The organism is Paenalcaligenes sp. Me131 (assembly GCF_050487225.1).
In the GTDB taxonomy this organism is placed as follows: Bacteria; Pseudomonadota; Gammaproteobacteria; order Burkholderiales; family Burkholderiaceae_B; genus Paenalcaligenes.
This window is the reverse complement of the sequence record NZ_JBKQGY010000001.1, coordinates 1,312,503-1,328,327: the sequence shown is the minus strand read 5'-3', so window position 1 is coordinate 1,328,327 and position 15,825 is coordinate 1,312,503. Positions and strand designations below refer to the sequence as shown.

Sequence of the window (15,825 nt, the reverse complement as noted above, 5' to 3'; positions counted from 1 at the left end):
CAAATTTCCCGCTACTGCCTGATCTAACCCTCAGGCGTCTATCGAAATGACCACCAAATATGTATTTGTAACAGGGGGGGTAGTCTCCTCTCTGGGTAAAGGCATTGCAGCGGCATCACTGGCCGCGTTACTCGAATCTCGCGGTTTGCGTGTCACCATGCTCAAGCTGGATCCTTATATCAACGTGGACCCAGGCACCATGAGCCCTTTCCAGCACGGCGAAGTCTTCGTGACCGAAGACGGTGCGGAAACTGATCTGGACTTAGGACACTACGAACGATTCATCTCTACCAAAATGCGTAAGGTGAATAACTTCACCACCGGTAAGATCTATGAATCCGTTCTGCGCAAAGAGCGTCGTGGCGATTACCTGGGTAAAACCGTTCAGGTTATTCCTCATATCACTAATGAAATTCAAGACTTCATCATGCGTGGCGCCAAAGCGGCCTACAACGGTGAGGCTGATGTGGCGATTGTTGAAATTGGCGGCACTGTAGGGGATATTGAATCCTTGCCGTTCTTGGAAGCTGTGCGTCAAATGGGCTTGCGTCTGGGACGTAACCACACTGCATTGGTGCACCTGACATTGGTGCCATTCATCAAATCTGCAGGCGAACTGAAAACCAAACCTACACAGCATTCTGTACAAAAGCTGCGTGAAATTGGTTTGTTCCCTAACGCTTTGTTGTGTCGTGCTGATCGCGAAATTCCAGATGATGAGCGTGCCAAGATCTCCATGTTCTCCAATGTGCCATTGGATGCCGTGATCTCCGTATGGGATGCCACTTCCATCTACAAGATTCCAGCTATGTTGCATAAGCAAGGTCTGGATCAGTTGGTATGTGATGCGTTGGCAATTTCTCCACCACCAGCCGATTTGACCATGTGGGATAACTTGGTTGATGCGTTGGAGCACCCAGAGCACGAAATTACCATCGGTATGGTAGGTAAGTATGTGGAGCTGACAGAGTCCTACAAATCGCTAAGCGAGGCGTTGATTCACGCCGGTATACACACACGTACCAAAGTTAAAATTCAGTACATCGATTCCGAAGACATCGAGCGTGATGGCACAGCGTGCTTGGAAGGCCTGAGCGCCATTCTGGTACCTGGTGGTTTCGGTAAGCGTGGTACAGAAGGCAAAATTACGGCAATCCGTTATGCCCGTGAAAACAAGGTGCCTTACTTGGGTATTTGTTTGGGTATGCAATTGGCCGTGATCGAGTTTGCTCGTCATGTGGCTGGTTTGGGTGGTGCGAACAGTACAGAGTTCGATCCTTCCGCAGCACACCCAGTAGTGGCATTGATCACCGAATGGCAAGATCGTGATGGCAAAGTAGAGCACCGTAGTCAAGAAGATGACTTGGGTGGCACGATGCGTAAAGGCGCACAGCGTTGCCCAGTGAAAGAGGGTACTCGTGCTGCGAGCATCTACGGCCCAGAGGTTAACGAGCGTCACCGTCACCGCTTTGAGGTGAATAACGCTTATGTGCCTAGACTGGAAGAGGCTGGTTTGGTGATCAGTGCACGTACTCCTACTGAGAACCTGCCTGAAATCATGGAAATCCCGACGCATCCATGGTTCATGGGTGTGCAGTTCCACCCAGAGTTCACCTCTACACCACGCGATGGTCACCCGCTGTTCATCAGTTATGTTAAGGCTGCTTTGGCAAATTCACGCTAAGGTGGTAGGTGTCTGTTAGCTTGCATGGCGGGCTAACAGACGTCACTGGACTACGTCTAGTGAGTCAAGTTTTGTTTATCAGGAGCTGCTATGGAATTATGTGGTTTTCAGGTTGGTCTCAATAGGCCTTTCTTCCTGATCGCTGGTCCATGTGTGATTGAGTCACGTCAAATGGCGTTTGATACAGCCGGTGTGCTGAAAGAAATCACAGATGAGCTGGGGATTCCATTCATTTATAAAAGTTCGTTTGATAAAGCGAACCGCAGCTCCGGCAGTTCGTTTCGTGGCCCAGGTATGCAAGAAGGTTTGCAGATTCTGGCGGATGTACGTGCGCACTACGGCGTGCCTGTACTGACCGATGTACACGATAAAGAGCAAGTGGACGATGTGGCCGCCATTGTGGATGTGCTGCAAACGCCTGCATTTTTGTGCCGCCAAACAGACTTTATTCAAGCCTGTGCAGCGACCTTAAAGCCAGTCAATATCAAAAAAGGCCAGTTTTTGGCACCGCATGACATGGTGCATGTGGTAGAAAAAGCGCGCGCGGCTGCCCGAGAAGTGGGTGGTGATGGTGACACCATTATGGTGTGTGAGCGCGGGGCATCATTTGGGTATAACAACCTAGTGTCTGATATGCGTTCATTAGCGATCATGCGTGAAACAGCGTGTCCGGTAGTGTTTGATGCAACGCACTCGGTACAGTTGCCCGGTGGGCAAGGCAGTAAATCGGGTGGCCAGAGCGAGTTTGTGCCTGTGCTGGCTCGTGCGGCAGTAGCGGTTGGGGTGTCAGGGTTGTTTATGGAAACACATCCTGATCCAAGTAAAGCGCTGTCGGATGGCCCTAATGCTGTGCCCTTGCATTTAATGCCAGCGTTGTTGCGTAGCCTTAAAGAAATTGACCAGATCGTGAAGCAGGAAGGTGGCTTGTTGGAAGCCAACTGGAAGTAAGGAGACAACATGGCAGCTTATATTATTGCCAATGTGGATGTAACAGATCCGGAGCAGTACAACGTTTACAAGCAGCTTTCTACGCATGCGATGACAACGCATAACGTAAAGTTGCTGGCGCGAGGTGGGGAAACTCTGGCCTTGGAAGGCAACACCCCTACGCGTACAGTAATCATTGAGTTTGAAACGATGGAAGCTGCTGAAGCTTTCTATAACTCGCCCGAGTACTTGGCAGCTCGCCAGGCCCGGGAAAGCGCCGCACACATGACTATGTATGTGGTGCAAGGGGTGTAACCATCCCACTATAAGATGAAAGAATCTGACAGGGTAGGTACTTTTAATACATACACACCATAAAGAGATTGGTGAGTCAGGTACTTTATAATTCTTATTACTGAGCATGAACATTCTTGCCGGATTTGTGGCAACAGCAACAGGTCCGGTTCGTTTTTATCAGCGTTATCGCTAACACCAAAGCAGGACTGTCAAAACATGAGTGCTATCGTAGATATTATCGGCCGTGAAATTCTGGATTCACGTGGCAACCCAACCGTTGAATGTGACGTATTACTAGAATCTGGTGCTATGGGGCGTGCCTCCGTACCATCAGGCGCCTCTACTGGTGCGCGTGAAGCTCTGGAGCTGCGTGATGGCGATGCTAGCCGTTACTTGGGTAAAGGCGTATTGCGCGCTGTTGAAAACCTGAATACAGAGATTTCCGAAGCGTTGATCGGTTTGGATGCGCAAGAGCAAACATTCATCGACCGTACTCTGATCGATTTGGATGGCACTGAAGATAAAAGCCGTTTGGGCGCTAACGCCATGTTGGCAGCCAGTATGGCTGTAGCACGTGCTGCTGCAGACGATTCAGGTTTGTCCTTGTACCGTTACTTCGGTGGTAGCGGCCCAATGCAAATGCCTGTACCGATGATGAACGTGATCAACGGTGGTGCACACGCTAACAACACCTTGGATATGCAAGAATTCATGATTCTGCCTATAGGTGCTCGTAGTTTCCGTGATGCGCTGCGTATGGGTGCTGAAGTATTTCACGCACTGAAAAAAATCATCGACAAACAAGGTATGTCCACAGCGGTGGGCGACGAAGGTGGTTTTGCCCCTAACGTTGCTAACCACGAAGCGGCTATCCAAATGATTCTGCAAGCGATCAACGATGCTGGCTACGAAGCTGGTTCACAAATCGCTTTGGGTCTGGACTGCGCAAGCTCTGAGTTCTTCCGTGATGGTAAATACCATCTGGCAGGCGAAGGCGGCGTGTCGTTGACAGCACAAGAGTTCGTTGACCTGCTAGAAAGCTGGTGCGACAAGTACCCCATCATCTCTATCGAAGATGGTATGGCTGAAGACGATTGGGAGGGTTGGAAAATCTTGACTAACCAACTGGGCAAAAAAGTACAGTTGGTAGGTGATGATCTATTCGTGACCAACACCAAAATTCTGAAAGAAGGTATTGATCTGGGCGTGGCTAACTCCATCCTGATCAAAATCAACCAGATCGGTACACTGACAGAAACGTTTGCCGCTATCGAAATGGCAAAACGTCATGGTTACACAGCGGTGATCTCTCATCGTTCCGGTGAAACCGAAGACTCCACCATTGCCGATATCGCTGTAGCCACTAACGCTATGCAGATCAAAACAGGCTCCTTGTCTCGTTCCGATCGTATGGCTAAGTACAACCAGTTGCTGCGTATCGAAGAAGAACTGGCTGATGTGGCTTCCTACCCAGGTCGTAGCGCTTTCTACAACTTGCGTTAAGCGCCACAAGGGGATGAGGTACACTCTCATTCCCCTTATAGGAAACACCCATGCGCCTGCTTCTGCTTATTCTGATTGTGCTGAACCTCGTTACGCAATATGCGTTGTGGTTTGGTAAGAGTGGTTGGGAGCGGGTGCATGATATGCAGGCCAGATTAGAAGAGCAGCAAGAAATTAATGCTGCACTACAAGCGCGTAACAATGCGCTATTGGCCGAAGTTCAAGATCTTAAAAGTGGTACGCAAGCGATTGAAGAGCGTGCCAGGTCAGAGCTGGGTTTGCTGCACAATAATGAAATCTACGTGCAAATCCTGCCACCAGACAATACGCCTTAATAGCAGCACGCTGCGCCTTCACAGGCTTTTTCTTCTGATAGTAAATCACCGGATTCCTCAGGCACGGAAGGCGTGAGCGTGGGCTCATCTATGGTGGGTTCAGGTGATGAGGGTGTAGAGGGGTGCGTTTCTGCTCCTGTTTCTTTTCCCGGTGTGGGCGGGGTGTTTTGGTGCTCACCAGTCATAAAGCTACGCGGCAGTTCTGGATGCCATGCGAGCGAACCTATTGCTGCGTTGCTGACACGCTGTATGGCGCTGTGTTGAGATAAAGGCCACTGAATGGGGTGGCTTTGCATGGGTAAACTGATATGCAGGCGTATAGGCACTAGTCCTTGCGTCTTTCCTTGTTGTAGATAGGGGTTGGGGTCAGTCGGCCACAACAGACGTACCAGAGCGCGGCTAAACGCTAAAGAAGGTTCATACCAAAAGATGAGTTGGGCGTGCAGTGTATTGGCCGCAAAGATGCTTTGTTGAGTATGACGCCCCTTGTTATTGATGTGTTGTACCAACTGATGCCGCACACTAATGTGCTTGTAACCCGTTGTGCTGCGCCGGGTCAGCGTTTTGTCTTCATGCTGGGCAAAGTCATGGTCACTAGGAGATAGCTGCCACAGTCGCCACGCGTCAAATCCATAGCGTGATGAGAATCGTTTGTAATAGTGCTGTTGACGTGCTTCAGAGCCCCACCAGGCGCTTGCGGTGCGATCAAACTGGGATTGCATGGCTGTAGGTTGCAGGTTGAGCGTCACACCTACTCTGGCGCTTTCTTGTAGGGACAGCAGCAATACCTGACGCAGCATCCATGCACGGGTGGCGTCATAGCTAAGGACTAACAGGGTGCAGATTACCGTTGCCATAAGCAGGAACTCTACGCTGCTGGCGCCAGACTGTTTGCTCGATGGGGAAAGTAGGGGAGTCATGGCAGGAATAGTGAAATAGACAAACGCCTATTCAGTATTCCTGCAACGATCATAGCCGGGTGATGCGAGGGTGAGTTTTAGCCTTGGCTAATACTGCTTAGAAAAAGAAACGGTCACACACCACATATAACCACCATGCGGCAGTAAGGATGAGGCTTAATAGTACGGCTGCGCTGCCTAAGTCTTTGGCGCGGCCCAATAAGGGGTTTTGCTCAAGACTAATGCTGTCGGCCAGGGCTTCGATGGCACTGTTGATTAGTTCAACTACCAATACGATGACCACGCAGGCACACAGAAGGAATACTTCGGTGACGTTGCGGCCCAAGAAAAATGCTGTGGGTAGCAAGATGATGGCTAAGACCAACTCTTGCCTGAAGGCGGCTTCATATTGAACGGCAGCGCGCAAACCTTGTATGGAATACATAAAGGCTTTGAATACGCGTTGCAATCCACCGCTGCTTTTATAAGGAGAATTCATGTTAATGCAGAGTGTTATCGCCAGACTGTAAGCTGTCTGGATTATCAATGAAAAGGCTGGCGCAATCTACTGGATCGAACTGGTAGGGTTTGCCACAGAAGTTGCAAGAGATCTCCACTACGTCACGTTCACGCAGTATGTCTTCGACTTCTGCTTTGCCAAGCATGTGCAGCATATTGGCGACTTTTTCTCTGGAGCAGGGGCAATGCCATTGTATGGACAGCCCTTCTAGTTCTAGTAGTTCTTCTTCCCAGAACAGTCTATGAATCAGAGTTTGTGGATGTAAGTCGCGTAATTCTTCGGGTTGTATCGTGGCAGCCAAGTGTTGGGCGCGTTCCCAGCTTTGTTCTACATTGGCTTCAGCAGGTGTACCACCTTGACCTGGCAGCTTTTGTAGCAATAGGCCTACTAAGCGATGGTCGGATGCATTTAGCCAAATGCGTGTGTCTAGCTGCTCTGAGTGCAGCATGTAGTCTTCCAGCGCTTGAGCGATGCTTTCGCCAGTCAGCGGCACTATACCTTGATAGGGCTGCATGTGCGGGTTGTGGGCGGACGGGTCCAGCACCACAATAAAACGCCCTTGGCCTGTTTGGTTGATCAGATCTTGCATGGTGGCTTGATCGGTAATGACCGCATCTTCACGCAATGAGGCAGTAGCACGGATGTTCAGTTCGTCTGTGCATTCAACAACCAGCAACGCTACAGGACCATCCCCTTGAACTTGCAGGACTAACGAGCCGTCGAACTTAAGGTTGCTAGCCAGCAAAATGGCAGCAGCGGTCAGTTCGCCTAGCAGCGTACGTACCGCAACGGGTAGGTCTTGGTGTTCCATGCCTGTTTTCCAGGCTTCTTCTACATAGACAGTTTGTACTCGGGTGCTACGGTCGGCAAATAGATATTTTTTTAACTCGTCGTTCATTAAAGTGCTCAGAATGGGGTAAAGCAGGTGAATGCGTGTGAGATTAGGCTGTCTGGGCTTGTTGTTGGGTGATCCTGGCTTGCAGGTCTACCAACCGTGTGCCGGCTAGGCGGTCATGCATGAAAAGCCCGTCTTTGTCGAACCAACTCCATACAAAAATGCTGAAAGGAGCGGCAACAATAAGAAGATCTGTGGAGGCGTAACCGGTTAGCGTGGACAAATACTGTACAAAGAGTGCACAGGCCAAAGGAATGGGCCACATCAGCAGGTAGCGTAGCAGCAACTGTACATAGCCAGGTTTGGTACCTTGTTTGGTTTCCAGTCTGATATACCATGTTTTCATGGGGAGGGTCTGGCCCGCACGACGCCATGCCAACATGAAATAGAGGCCAATAGCGAGGAATATGAGGAATTGCCGACTATGTCGCAAATACAGAGCGTGATAGCTCTTGGTCGCGTAGTCAAAGATTAAGCCAACCAAAAAAACGATGCCAAAAAGCAAAATGCTTTCATACATCATGGAGGCAAAGAGACGGCGACGGCTAGGAACAGGAAGCGAAACGGGTACTGCTGAGGAGGCCATTACACGGTGTAACCTAATAAGCGTAAAACACTATTATCCCGCAAATATGGCACTAAAGGGAGTACGGTGACAATAGCAATTTACTGTCACCCAAACATCCGTGTTCTGATTACTTGAAGAAGAAGCGGAACAGGTTTTTCAATGCCAACAATGGGCGAAAACGCATTTGCTCTGCCATTGCATCGTTTAGCAGTTGGCGTTCCAGTTCGTCGGACATAGCGGCTTGAGCGTTGTAATGAGTCATGATAGTACTCACAGTTGGTTAAGGGTTAACCCTATTATAGGGTTAACCCTTAACTTCGCTCAAGTCTTATGAGAGCAGTTGTTGTACAACCGCTATGCTTTGTTACCGATACCCTGCTGCCACCATTTCAAACGAGAACAAGCGGCACTCCAGCGAGCCGTTATACAGAGGAATACGGCGTTTTGGCTTGAGGCGCATTTGGTTGGGTAGAGTGAGGTCACTCGTGATGACGTTGATGTTCCAGCCAGCATAATGCTGTTTCAACCAGGCGGACCAATCACGCCAGAAGGCTTCTTGGTTGCCTTCTAAACGTTCACCGTAAGGGGGGTTGCTGATCAGCCAGCCTTCTTCGGCTATAGGTAGGGCTTCTAATGCGTTACCTACCTCGAAACGTACGGTATCGGGGGTAAGGTGGGCGCGTTCTAAGTTGCGTTTGGCTGCATCAATAACCGCTGGGTCTAGGTCGTAACCTACCAGTGGGGCTTCCAGTTTAGGGGCAATGCGCGAGCGCGCCTCTTCTTTAAGATCACGCCACATACGGTCATCGTGTATGCGCAGACGCTCAAAATGGAAAGGACGCCAGATGCCGGGAGGCGCTCCTAAGGCAATCCAGGCGGCTTCAATCAAGATAGTACCGCTACCGCAGAATGGGTCCATCAATGGGGCAGAAGGGTCCCAATCTGACAGTGCTAACAGGCCAGCAGCCAAGTTTTCACGTAAAGGTGCTTCACCTTTGTTGTGGCGCCAGCCGCGTTTGAATAAAGACTCGCCGCTGGTATCCAAGTACAGCGTAGCGCTGGTGGCATCTAAAAATAGATGTACTTTAGCGTCTGGGCGTACGGTATCAATGCTGGGGCGTGCGCCTTCGCGCTCACGTAAGCGGTCGCAAATGGCATCTTTGGTGCGCAAGTTGCAGAACTGCAAGCTTTGCATAGGGCTGCGAATGGCGGAGGTGTCTACGCGCAAGGTGTCATCAGGCCCAAACCATTGTTCCCAAGGTGTAGCGTGAGCCAAGGCATAAATATCGTCTTCGTTATGTACAGGGGCTTTGGCCAGCTGTATCAGGATGCGCGTGGCGATACGGGAATACAAGTTGGCTTTGAGTACGCCTTGCCAGTCGGTGGTGAAATGACAGCCACCTTTACCCATTTTGGCATTCTCATAGCCCAAGGCTTGCAACTCGGCTTCTAATACTTCTTCCATGCCTTGTGGGCAAGGGGCAAACACAGGAAATTGTTGAGTAGTAGAGAAACCGGACTCTGGTTTGCGTCGGAAACCACCGCTAGAACGAGGAGTCTCATCACGCGAGCTTGCACGTCTAGCAGGGCGCTCATCATCATTGCGTGTACGTGCTGGGGCATCGTAAGCAGCGGATCGTCGTTGAGGGCGTTCTTCGTTGCGATCATGGCGGCTGAAGGATGCTCCCTCAGTAGGGCGACGATTGGGACGCTCAAAGCGATCTCGTTGTTCACCGGTTGCTGCAGGACGACGAGGGCGGTCTGAACGGTCCCTGTCACCTTGCGGGCCGCTATTAGGACGACCAGTAGGGCGTTTGCTTGCGGCGGAGCGCGATGCTGGGCGTGTAGGCTCTTCTTGAGCAGGCGCATCAGCAGCTTGTTGACGCAGTCTGTTCAAGGCCACTTTGGCGCGTGCGCCGCTACGCAGTTTTGGGGGCGCAGCAGGGTCAACGTCAGCCGTAACGGTTTTCTTGAGTGACAGCGTTTTTTTAGGTTTGTCTTGTTCTGACATGTAGGAAGATCAAAAAGGTTTTAGCACAACGAGTATCAGCACGAGCAACAATAGCAGTACAGGGATTTCGTTGAACCAGCGGTAGTACACGTGCGAATGACGGTTAGTACCCGCTTGAAAGTGTTGCAACAGTCGTCCACACCAGAAATGGTAGATCACCAGTATGGCAACTAACAGCAGCTTGGCATGAATCCAACCTTGGCCAGTGCCTATGCCGTAATACAGAAACAGTACAAGACCGGTGGCAATGGTTAACACGGCCAGCGGGAACATGAAACGGTATAAACGTTTAGCCATGCCCAACAGCACAGCAGTAGCGGCGGGCTCTTGTGATTGTGCAAGGTTCACATAAATGCGGGGCAGATAAAACAGCCCTGCAAACCAGGACATCACAAAAAGAATATGAAAAACTTTAGTCCAGAGCATTAACATGCGCGTTTAGCCACGAAGCTGGCCATCTCCCATGAGTACCCATTTTTGTGTGGTCAGGCCTTCTAGACCTACGGGGCCACGGGCATGCAAACGGTTGGTGGAAATGCCAATCTCGGCACCCAGACCATATTCAAAACCATCCGCAAAGCAGGTGGGTAAATTCACATAAACGGAGCTGGAGTCGACTTCGCGTTGGAAGCGACGTGCCGCATGCAGATCTTCAGTGACGATGGATTCAGTGTGCTCGGAACTGTAGCGGTTGATGTGTTCCATAGCTTCGTCTAGCGAATCTACAATGCGTATCGCCAGGATGGGGGCCAAGAACTCGGTTTCCCAGTCATCTTCGGTGGCTGGGATGGCTTGGCTAATAAGAGCACAGGTGCGTTCGCAACCGCGTAGCTCTACGCCTTTATCAGCTAATGCTTTAGCGATATCGGGGAGCAGGGCTGGTGCGACATCATTGTGTACCAACAAGGTTTCTGTGGTGCCACAAATGCCATAACGGTAGGTTTTGGCGTTGATGACTATAGGTAATGCTTTAGCAGGATCAGCGGCTTTGTCTAGGTACAGGTGACAATTACCATCTAAGTGCTTGATCAGAGGTACTTTGGCTTCTTCGTTAAGACGTTGAATCAGGCCCTTGCCACCACGAGGAACAATCACATCAATGTAGTCGGTAAGGCGCACCATCATGCCTACCGCAGCGCGGTCTGTGGTGTCTACCACTTGCACGGCATCAGCAGGCAGGCCGGCCACATCTAGGCCGTGACGAATGATTTTGCCTAATGCCACATTAGAGTGGAAGGCTTCGCTACCGCCACGCAAGATGGTGGCATTACCTGATTTCAAGCACAGTGCCGCTGCATCTATCGTGACGTTAGGGCGCGACTCGTAAATGATGCCAATCACACCTAGTGGTACACGCATTTGTGCTACCTGCATGCCGTTAGGGCGTGTGGTGCTAGGGCCTACCGTGCCTACGGGGTCTGGCATGTCAGCAATTTGACGTAAGCCTGTGGCCATGATTTCCAAGGCGCGGTCAGACAGCTTTAAGCGCTCTAGCATAGCGGGCTCTAAACCGCGTTCTTCTGCGGCGGCTATATCCAACGCATTAGCAGCTTGTAGCTGGGCTTTTTGCTCTTGGATGGCGTCGGCCATGCTGCGCAAGGCTAAGGCTTTGGCACTACCGGAAGCGCTGCGCATCAAACGGGCTGCGAGTCGGGCTTGTTGCCCCAATAGGTTCATGTGCTCTTGCAGAGTAGACTGCTGAGCGGAAGAGGTAGAGGTATGGGCAGACATAAACGTGTGATTCACTAAAGATTAGGCGGGTGCCTACTCGTTACTATATCGTAGTATGACAGTGTGCGTTAGGGGCGTGTGGCGCGTTGTCCGGCCAAGGCTATGCGCAGGGTGAGGCGGGCCATTTCTTCCCATGCATCATCCAATAAATCGGCAGGTGCTAACCCTTTAATCAGCCTGTCTATTTCGTGAGCGTGTTTCAGTGCGGGTGGCCATGCGCGAGCCGGTGTACGTTGTAAGGTTTGGCGCAGCAGTTGTTCGCGAGGGCCAAAGACACGGTTTGCTCGCATCGCCGCAGAGACATCACCACCACTGGCTTGTATGGCGGCTAAGCGCGCCAGTAATCGTATTTCATCACCTACAGCCCACAGCACCAAGGGAAGCGCTTCGCCTTCGCCCTGCAGACCACGCAAAATAGTGAGTGCGCGTTGGGCTTGCCCCGCAAGCATAGCGTCACGTAAATCAAAAATGTTGTAACGGGCCACATTCAGTACCGCCGTTTGCACATTTTCAATACTTAGTGCCCCCTCAGGGTATAACAGCCCCAATTTGGCGATTTCTTGAAAGGCGGCTAACAGGTTGCCTTCCACTTTTTCGGCCAGCCACTCTAGCGCTTCAGGTTCAGCGTGTTGCTGTTGGCGTTTTAGACGTTGTTGTATCCAGTTAGGTAGCGCGCGGCGCTCTACCAGAGGTACATCTACCCAGATAGCTTGGTTAGCCAAAGACTGTGCCCATTTGCTATTACGCGTCGCACGATCTAAACGGGGAAGTTGCAAGATAAAAAGCGAGTCAGGTAATTGCTGATTTGCTAACTGTGTACTGAGCTCTTGTATGGCGTCGCCGCCAGCCTTGCCGGGCTTGCCAGTAGGGATGCTGATTTCTATCAGCTGCTTGTCGCCAAATAAGGATACGGTTTGCGTGGTGGCAAATACCGGAGCCCAGTCGCTGCGACCATCCATGTCAAAGCGATGGCGTTCTACATAGCCTTGCTCGCGAGCACGCGCACGGATGGTATCAGCGCTTTCTACCTGTAGCAGAATTTCATCGCCACAGAGTACAAAGCATTGCGCTAAAGGCGTTGTTGGTGCCTGCAGCAGTCGCTGCAGGCCTTCAGCATCTAGCGTCTGCCCCATACTAGAACACCTCAGAGGTTGGGATGTTGTTCAGCAGAAGTTCTTCTGATGGCAACTGCTGCGGCTGGTTAGGGTCAGCCAATAGCTCAGGTGCCAACGGTAAATCGTCCGGATTGCGGAAGCGTTCAGCCACATCGGGAGCGGTTAAACGACGTACTAGCCGGTCGATGAGCGATTGCTCCATGCTAGCAAACAACGTAGCGATCTCACCCTGTTTAGCCTGTACGGCATCAGCGTTGTACGGCATATCACGTACGGTTTGCAGGATGGTGGGAGGAATAATCAAGTGACCGCTAGCATCGCTTAACTGGTATTGCAGTCTGACGGTCAGTTCGTATTCCTCTACTTGACCGTTAGGGTCCAGTGCCAGTTCGCGCGTGAGGCGTTGGTTGCTTAACTGAATCAGTTGCGCTTGTGCTTGCGCGGGGTCGTTAACGAACTGCAAGCCGGGTGTGTTGGCTTGCAGTACGCGTCTAAGCTGAGAGCCAAACGCCGAGTTTTCGGGGATGTTGGTGTACATCACCTGAAACGGTAGCGGTGTTGCGCCTTTCAGCTTAAAACCGCAGGCGCTGAGTAGCATGACCGCCATTAAGCAAACCCCCACCCAGAGGACGCGTTGTCTGGCAGAAAAAAACGACATGGAGTGAAGGTTTGTCATGAGGGTTATCCTACAACGTTGACCATACGACCAGGCACCACAATGATGCGCTTGGGTTCACGGCCTTCTAAGAACTTGGCAACGGCAGGGTGTGCTGCGGCCAATTGCTCTATGTCTGTTTTGCTAGCGCCATTAGCAACCGTAATGTTGCCACGCAACTTGCCATTTACCTGCAATGGCAATTCGATTTCGTCAGCAATCAACGCTTTTTCATCAACAGAAGGCCAAGCGGTATCTAACAGGTCGCCGTGTTGGGCGGCATAGCCCAGCTCACTCCAGAGCAGCCAGCAAATGTGCGGTACAACGGGGTAGAGCACACGCAACAAGACGGATGTGGTTTCAGCTAGAGCGCTGTGATCCGCCGCAGTGTCTTCCAATGTGGCGTCTTCCAGTGTGTTCAGCATTTTCATGCAACCGGAAACCACGGTGTTGTACTGGATACGTTGGTAGTCGTACTCGATCTGTTTGAGTAGACCGTGTACTTCTAAACGCAGTTTTTTCGCGGCAGAGCTAAGGTTGGTCGCATCAACAGGCTGTTGCAAACCTGTGCGCAAGTTGGCGTTGTGTTTGTGTACGAACGACCAGAGTCTGCGCAAGAAGCGGTTAGCACCGTCTACACCGGAATCAGCCCACTCTAGCGTTTGCTCTGGCGGGCTGGCAAACATGACGAACAAGCGAGCAGTATCCGCACCCATGCTATCGATGAGCGATTGCGGGTCTACGCCGTTGTTTTTGGATTTGGACATGGTACCAATACCACCGTAATCCACTGCAGAACCGTCGGATTTCAGTTTGGCACCAATCACCGCGCCTTTAGCATCGTGTACGTCTTCTACGTCCTCTGGCCAGAAGTACTCAATGCCGCCTTTTTCAGTGCGGCGTGAGTAAATATGGTTCAAGACCATGCCTTGGCACAGCAGCTTGGTAAAGGGCTCGTCAAAGTTGAGCATACCCAAGTCACGCATGACTTTGGTCCAGAAGCGTGCGTACAGCAAGTGCAATACGGCGTGCTCGATACCGCCGATGTACTGGTCCATAGGCATCCAGTAATCGTTGCGAGCATCTACCATGGCATCGGGGTTTTTAGCCGAGGCATAGCGCATGAAGTACCATGAGGAATCCACGAAGGTATCCATGGTGTCGGTTTCGCGACGAGCAGGCTTACCGCACGATGGGCAGGCACACTTCAGGAAGGCTTCGTCTTTGTTCAGCGGGTTACCGCTACCATCAGGAATCAGGTGTTCAGGCAGTACCACGGGCAGATCTTTCTCTGGTACGGGTACGGGGCCGCAGGATTCACAGTGAATGATAGGGATAGGTGTACCCCAGTAGCGCTGACGAGAAATACCCCAGTCGCGCAGACGGTAGGTGGTTTGTTTCTCGCCCAAGCCTTTAGCATTCAGGTCGGCAGCAATCGCATCTACAGCGGCCTTATGGTTCAAGCCATTGTATTTGCCCGACTCAATGGTTTGGCCTTGCTGTTTGTCGCCATACCAGTCGTCCCACTGCGTGGTGCTGTATTCTTTGCCTTCTACGGCAATGACTTGCTTGATAGGCAGGTCATATTTCAGCGCAAAAGCAAAGTCGCGTTCGTCGTGAGCAGGTACGCCCATGACGGCGCCATCGCCGTAGCTCATCAATACATAGTTACCCACCCAGATGGCGACTTGTTCGCCCGTTAAGGGGTGTGTAACGAACAGGCCAGTAGGCATGCCTTCTTTTTCACGGTTGGCAATATCCACTTCGGAGGTGCCGCCCAGTTTGCATTGCTCAATAAAGGCAGTCAGTTCTGGGTTGTTGCGTGCGGCATGGCTAGCCAGTGGGTGCTCTGGAGCCACTGCGCAGAAGGTAACGCCCATGATGGTGTCAACGCGTGTAGTAAAGACATACATGCGGCCATCTTGGATGAGTTTGCCATCGTCGCCTTTGATATCGTGCGTGAACGCAAAGCGTACACCTTCACTTTTACCAATCCAGTTCTCTTGCATCAAACGTACACGCTCAGGCCAGCCTGGCAGTTTGTGCTGTACGTGATCCAGTAGCTCTTCGGCGTAATCGGTGATGCGCAGGTAGTAACCAGGAATCTCACGTTTCTCAACGGGAGCACCGGAGCGCCAGCCGCGACCGTCAATGACTTGTTCGTTAGCCAGTACAGTTTGGTCTACAGGGTCCCAATTCACTACCTGAGTTTTGCGGTAGGCAATGCCTTTTTCTAGCATTTTCAGGAACAGCCATTGGTTCCACTTGTAGTAGTCTGGGTCGCACGCACACATTTCGCGGGACCAATCAATGGCTAAGCCCATGGACTGCATCTGCTTCTTCATGTAAGCGATGTTGTCGTATGTCCATTTTGCGGGTGGGACTTTGGATTTGATCGCTGCATTTTCAGCGGGCATACCAAAAGCATCCCAGCCCATAGGCATGAGTACGTTATAGCCACGCATACGTAGCTGGCGTGCCATTACGTCGTTGATGGTGTAGTTACGTACGTGGCCCATGTGTAGCTTACCGCTGGGGTAAGGCAGCATGGAGCACGCGTAAAACTTGGGCTTTAGCGATCCATCAGCATTCGTGGCATGTTCACTGACACGGTATGCATCGCGTGATTGCCAGTTCTCCTGGGCGCGATGCTCGACTTCGGTGTGACTATAACGTTCCTGCATG

General features: G+C 51.4%; 16 protein-coding genes. 5 read left to right on the top strand and 11 right to left on the bottom strand.

Annotated features, from left to right (window positions below):
* The first annotated feature begins 46 nt into the window (after window positions 1-46).
* From ACLPHM_RS06530 to ftsB, 5 genes are all read left to right on the top strand, one after another.
* Window positions 47-1,684, top strand: coding sequence for a CTP synthase (locus ACLPHM_RS06530; protein WP_430220438.1), 1,638 nt, complete (start codon window positions 47-49; stop codon window positions 1,682-1,684).
* A gap of 90 nt (window positions 1,685-1,774) precedes the next feature.
* On the top strand, window positions 1,775-2,632 hold the full coding sequence (gene kdsA / locus ACLPHM_RS06525) for a 3-deoxy-8-phosphooctulonate synthase (RefSeq protein ID WP_430220437.1): 858 nt from the start codon (window positions 1,775-1,777) through the stop codon (window positions 2,630-2,632).
* A 9-nt stretch (window positions 2,633-2,641) separates the two neighbouring features.
* Complete coding sequence (locus tag ACLPHM_RS06520) at window positions 2,642-2,926, top strand: DUF1330 domain-containing protein (protein WP_430220436.1); 285 nt, start codon at window positions 2,642-2,644, stop codon at window positions 2,924-2,926.
* Between the two features lie 198 nt (window positions 2,927-3,124).
* Window positions 3,125-4,411: a phosphopyruvate hydratase gene (gene eno, locus ACLPHM_RS06515; RefSeq protein ID WP_430220435.1), complete on the top strand. Its 1,287-nt coding sequence runs from the start codon at window positions 3,125-3,127 to the stop codon at window positions 4,409-4,411.
* A gap of 50 nt (window positions 4,412-4,461) precedes the next feature.
* Entirely contained in the window at window positions 4,462-4,746 is a 285-nt protein-coding gene (ftsB, locus tag ACLPHM_RS06510) for a cell division protein FtsB (protein ID WP_430220434.1), read from the top strand.
* On the opposite strand, the gene ACLPHM_RS06505 is transcribed toward ftsB, so the two are convergent.
* The 11 genes from ACLPHM_RS06505 to leuS all read right to left on the bottom strand — a co-directional run bounded on the left by ACLPHM_RS06505 (window position 4,743) and on the right by leuS (window position 15,824).
* Complete coding sequence (locus ACLPHM_RS06505) at window positions 4,743-5,603, bottom strand: hypothetical protein (protein WP_430220433.1); 861 nt, start codon at window positions 5,601-5,603, stop codon at window positions 4,743-4,745. The two genes, ftsB and ACLPHM_RS06505, sit on opposite strands and share 4 nt — an antisense overlap.
* A gap of 160 nt (window positions 5,604-5,763) precedes the next feature.
* A complete protein-coding gene (locus ACLPHM_RS06500; RefSeq protein ID WP_430220432.1) occupies window positions 5,764-6,144 on the bottom strand; it encodes a diacylglycerol kinase in 381 nt (126 codons plus the stop codon).
* Between the two features lies 1 nt (window position 6,145).
* Window positions 6,146-7,063 carry an Hsp33 family molecular chaperone HslO gene (hslO, locus tag ACLPHM_RS06495; protein WP_430220431.1) on the bottom strand — a complete coding sequence of 306 codons (918 nt, stop codon included), beginning with the start codon at window positions 7,061-7,063 and terminating at the stop codon, window positions 6,146-6,148.
* Window positions 7,064-7,106: 43 nt separating this feature from the next.
* On the bottom strand, window positions 7,107-7,646 hold the full coding sequence (locus ACLPHM_RS06490; protein ID WP_430220430.1) for an RDD family protein: 540 nt from the start codon (window positions 7,644-7,646) through the stop codon (window positions 7,107-7,109).
* A gap of 109 nt (window positions 7,647-7,755) precedes the next feature.
* Complete coding sequence (locus ACLPHM_RS06485) at window positions 7,756-7,890, bottom strand: hypothetical protein (RefSeq protein WP_430220429.1); 135 nt, start codon at window positions 7,888-7,890, stop codon at window positions 7,756-7,758.
* Between the two features lie 102 nt (window positions 7,891-7,992).
* Window positions 7,993-9,639 (bottom strand): THUMP domain-containing class I SAM-dependent RNA methyltransferase, encoded by a 1,647-nt coding sequence (locus ACLPHM_RS06480; RefSeq protein ID WP_430220428.1) that lies wholly within the window; start codon window positions 9,637-9,639, stop codon window positions 7,993-7,995.
* A 9-nt stretch (window positions 9,640-9,648) separates the two neighbouring features.
* Window positions 9,649-10,065 carry a CopD family protein gene (locus tag ACLPHM_RS06475; protein ID WP_430220427.1) on the bottom strand — a complete coding sequence of 139 codons (417 nt, stop codon included), beginning with the start codon at window positions 10,063-10,065 and terminating at the stop codon, window positions 9,649-9,651.
* A gap of 12 nt (window positions 10,066-10,077) precedes the next feature.
* Entirely contained in the window at window positions 10,078-11,316 is a 1,239-nt protein-coding gene (locus tag ACLPHM_RS06470) for a glutamate-5-semialdehyde dehydrogenase (RefSeq protein ID WP_430220758.1), read from the bottom strand.
* A 122-nt stretch (window positions 11,317-11,438) separates the two neighbouring features.
* Entirely contained in the window at window positions 11,439-12,503 is a 1,065-nt protein-coding gene (gene holA / locus ACLPHM_RS06465; RefSeq protein WP_430220426.1) for a DNA polymerase III subunit delta, read from the bottom strand.
* Between the two features lies 1 nt (window position 12,504).
* Window positions 12,505-13,161: an LPS-assembly lipoprotein LptE gene (locus ACLPHM_RS06460; RefSeq protein ID WP_430220425.1), complete on the bottom strand. Its 657-nt coding sequence runs from the start codon at window positions 13,159-13,161 to the stop codon at window positions 12,505-12,507.
* Between the two features lie 5 nt (window positions 13,162-13,166).
* The gene (leuS, locus tag ACLPHM_RS06455) at window positions 13,167-15,824 is read right to left on the bottom strand and encodes a leucine--tRNA ligase (RefSeq protein WP_430220423.1); all 2,658 of its coding nucleotides are present in this window, start codon (window positions 15,822-15,824) and stop codon (window positions 13,167-13,169) included.
* Window position 15,825 lies beyond the last annotated feature (1 nt).

Coding starts and splice junctions, on each gene's coding strand:
- ACLPHM_RS06530 (WP_430220438.1), top strand. CDS start 47: ATGACCACCAAATATGTATTTGTAACAGGGGGGGTAGTCTCCTCTCTG.
- kdsA (WP_430220437.1), top strand. CDS start 1,775: ATGGAATTATGTGGTTTTCAGGTTGGTCTCAATAGGCCTTTCTTCCTG.
- ACLPHM_RS06520 (WP_430220436.1), top strand. CDS start 2,642: ATGGCAGCTTATATTATTGCCAATGTGGATGTAACAGATCCGGAGCAG.
- eno (WP_430220435.1), top strand. CDS start 3,125: ATGAGTGCTATCGTAGATATTATCGGCCGTGAAATTCTGGATTCACGT.
- ftsB (WP_430220434.1), top strand. CDS start 4,462: ATGCGCCTGCTTCTGCTTATTCTGATTGTGCTGAACCTCGTTACGCAA.
- ACLPHM_RS06505 (WP_430220433.1), bottom strand. CDS start 5,603: ATGGCAACGGTAATCTGCACCCTGTTAGTCCTTAGCTATGACGCCACC.
- ACLPHM_RS06500 (WP_430220432.1), bottom strand. CDS start 6,144: ATGAATTCTCCTTATAAAAGCAGCGGTGGATTGCAACGCGTATTCAAA.
- hslO (WP_430220431.1), bottom strand. CDS start 7,063: ATGAACGACGAGTTAAAAAAATATCTATTTGCCGACCGTAGCACCCGA.
- ACLPHM_RS06490 (WP_430220430.1), bottom strand. CDS start 7,646: ATGGCCTCCTCAGCAGTACCCGTTTCGCTTCCTGTTCCTAGCCGTCGC.
- ACLPHM_RS06485 (WP_430220429.1), bottom strand. CDS start 7,890: ATGACTCATTACAACGCTCAAGCCGCTATGTCCGACGAACTGGAACGC.
- ACLPHM_RS06480 (WP_430220428.1), bottom strand. CDS start 9,639: ATGTCAGAACAAGACAAACCTAAAAAAACGCTGTCACTCAAGAAAACC.
- ACLPHM_RS06475 (WP_430220427.1), bottom strand. CDS start 10,065: ATGCTCTGGACTAAAGTTTTTCATATTCTTTTTGTGATGTCCTGGTTT.
- ACLPHM_RS06470 (WP_430220758.1), bottom strand. CDS start 11,316: ATGAACCTATTGGGGCAACAAGCCCGACTCGCAGCCCGTTTGATGCGC.
- holA (WP_430220426.1), bottom strand. CDS start 12,503: ATGGGGCAGACGCTAGATGCTGAAGGCCTGCAGCGACTGCTGCAGGCA.
- ACLPHM_RS06460 (WP_430220425.1), bottom strand. CDS start 13,161: ATGACAAACCTTCACTCCATGTCGTTTTTTTCTGCCAGACAACGCGTC.
- leuS (WP_430220423.1), bottom strand. CDS start 15,824: ATGCAGGAACGTTATAGTCACACCGAAGTCGAGCATCGCGCCCAGGAG.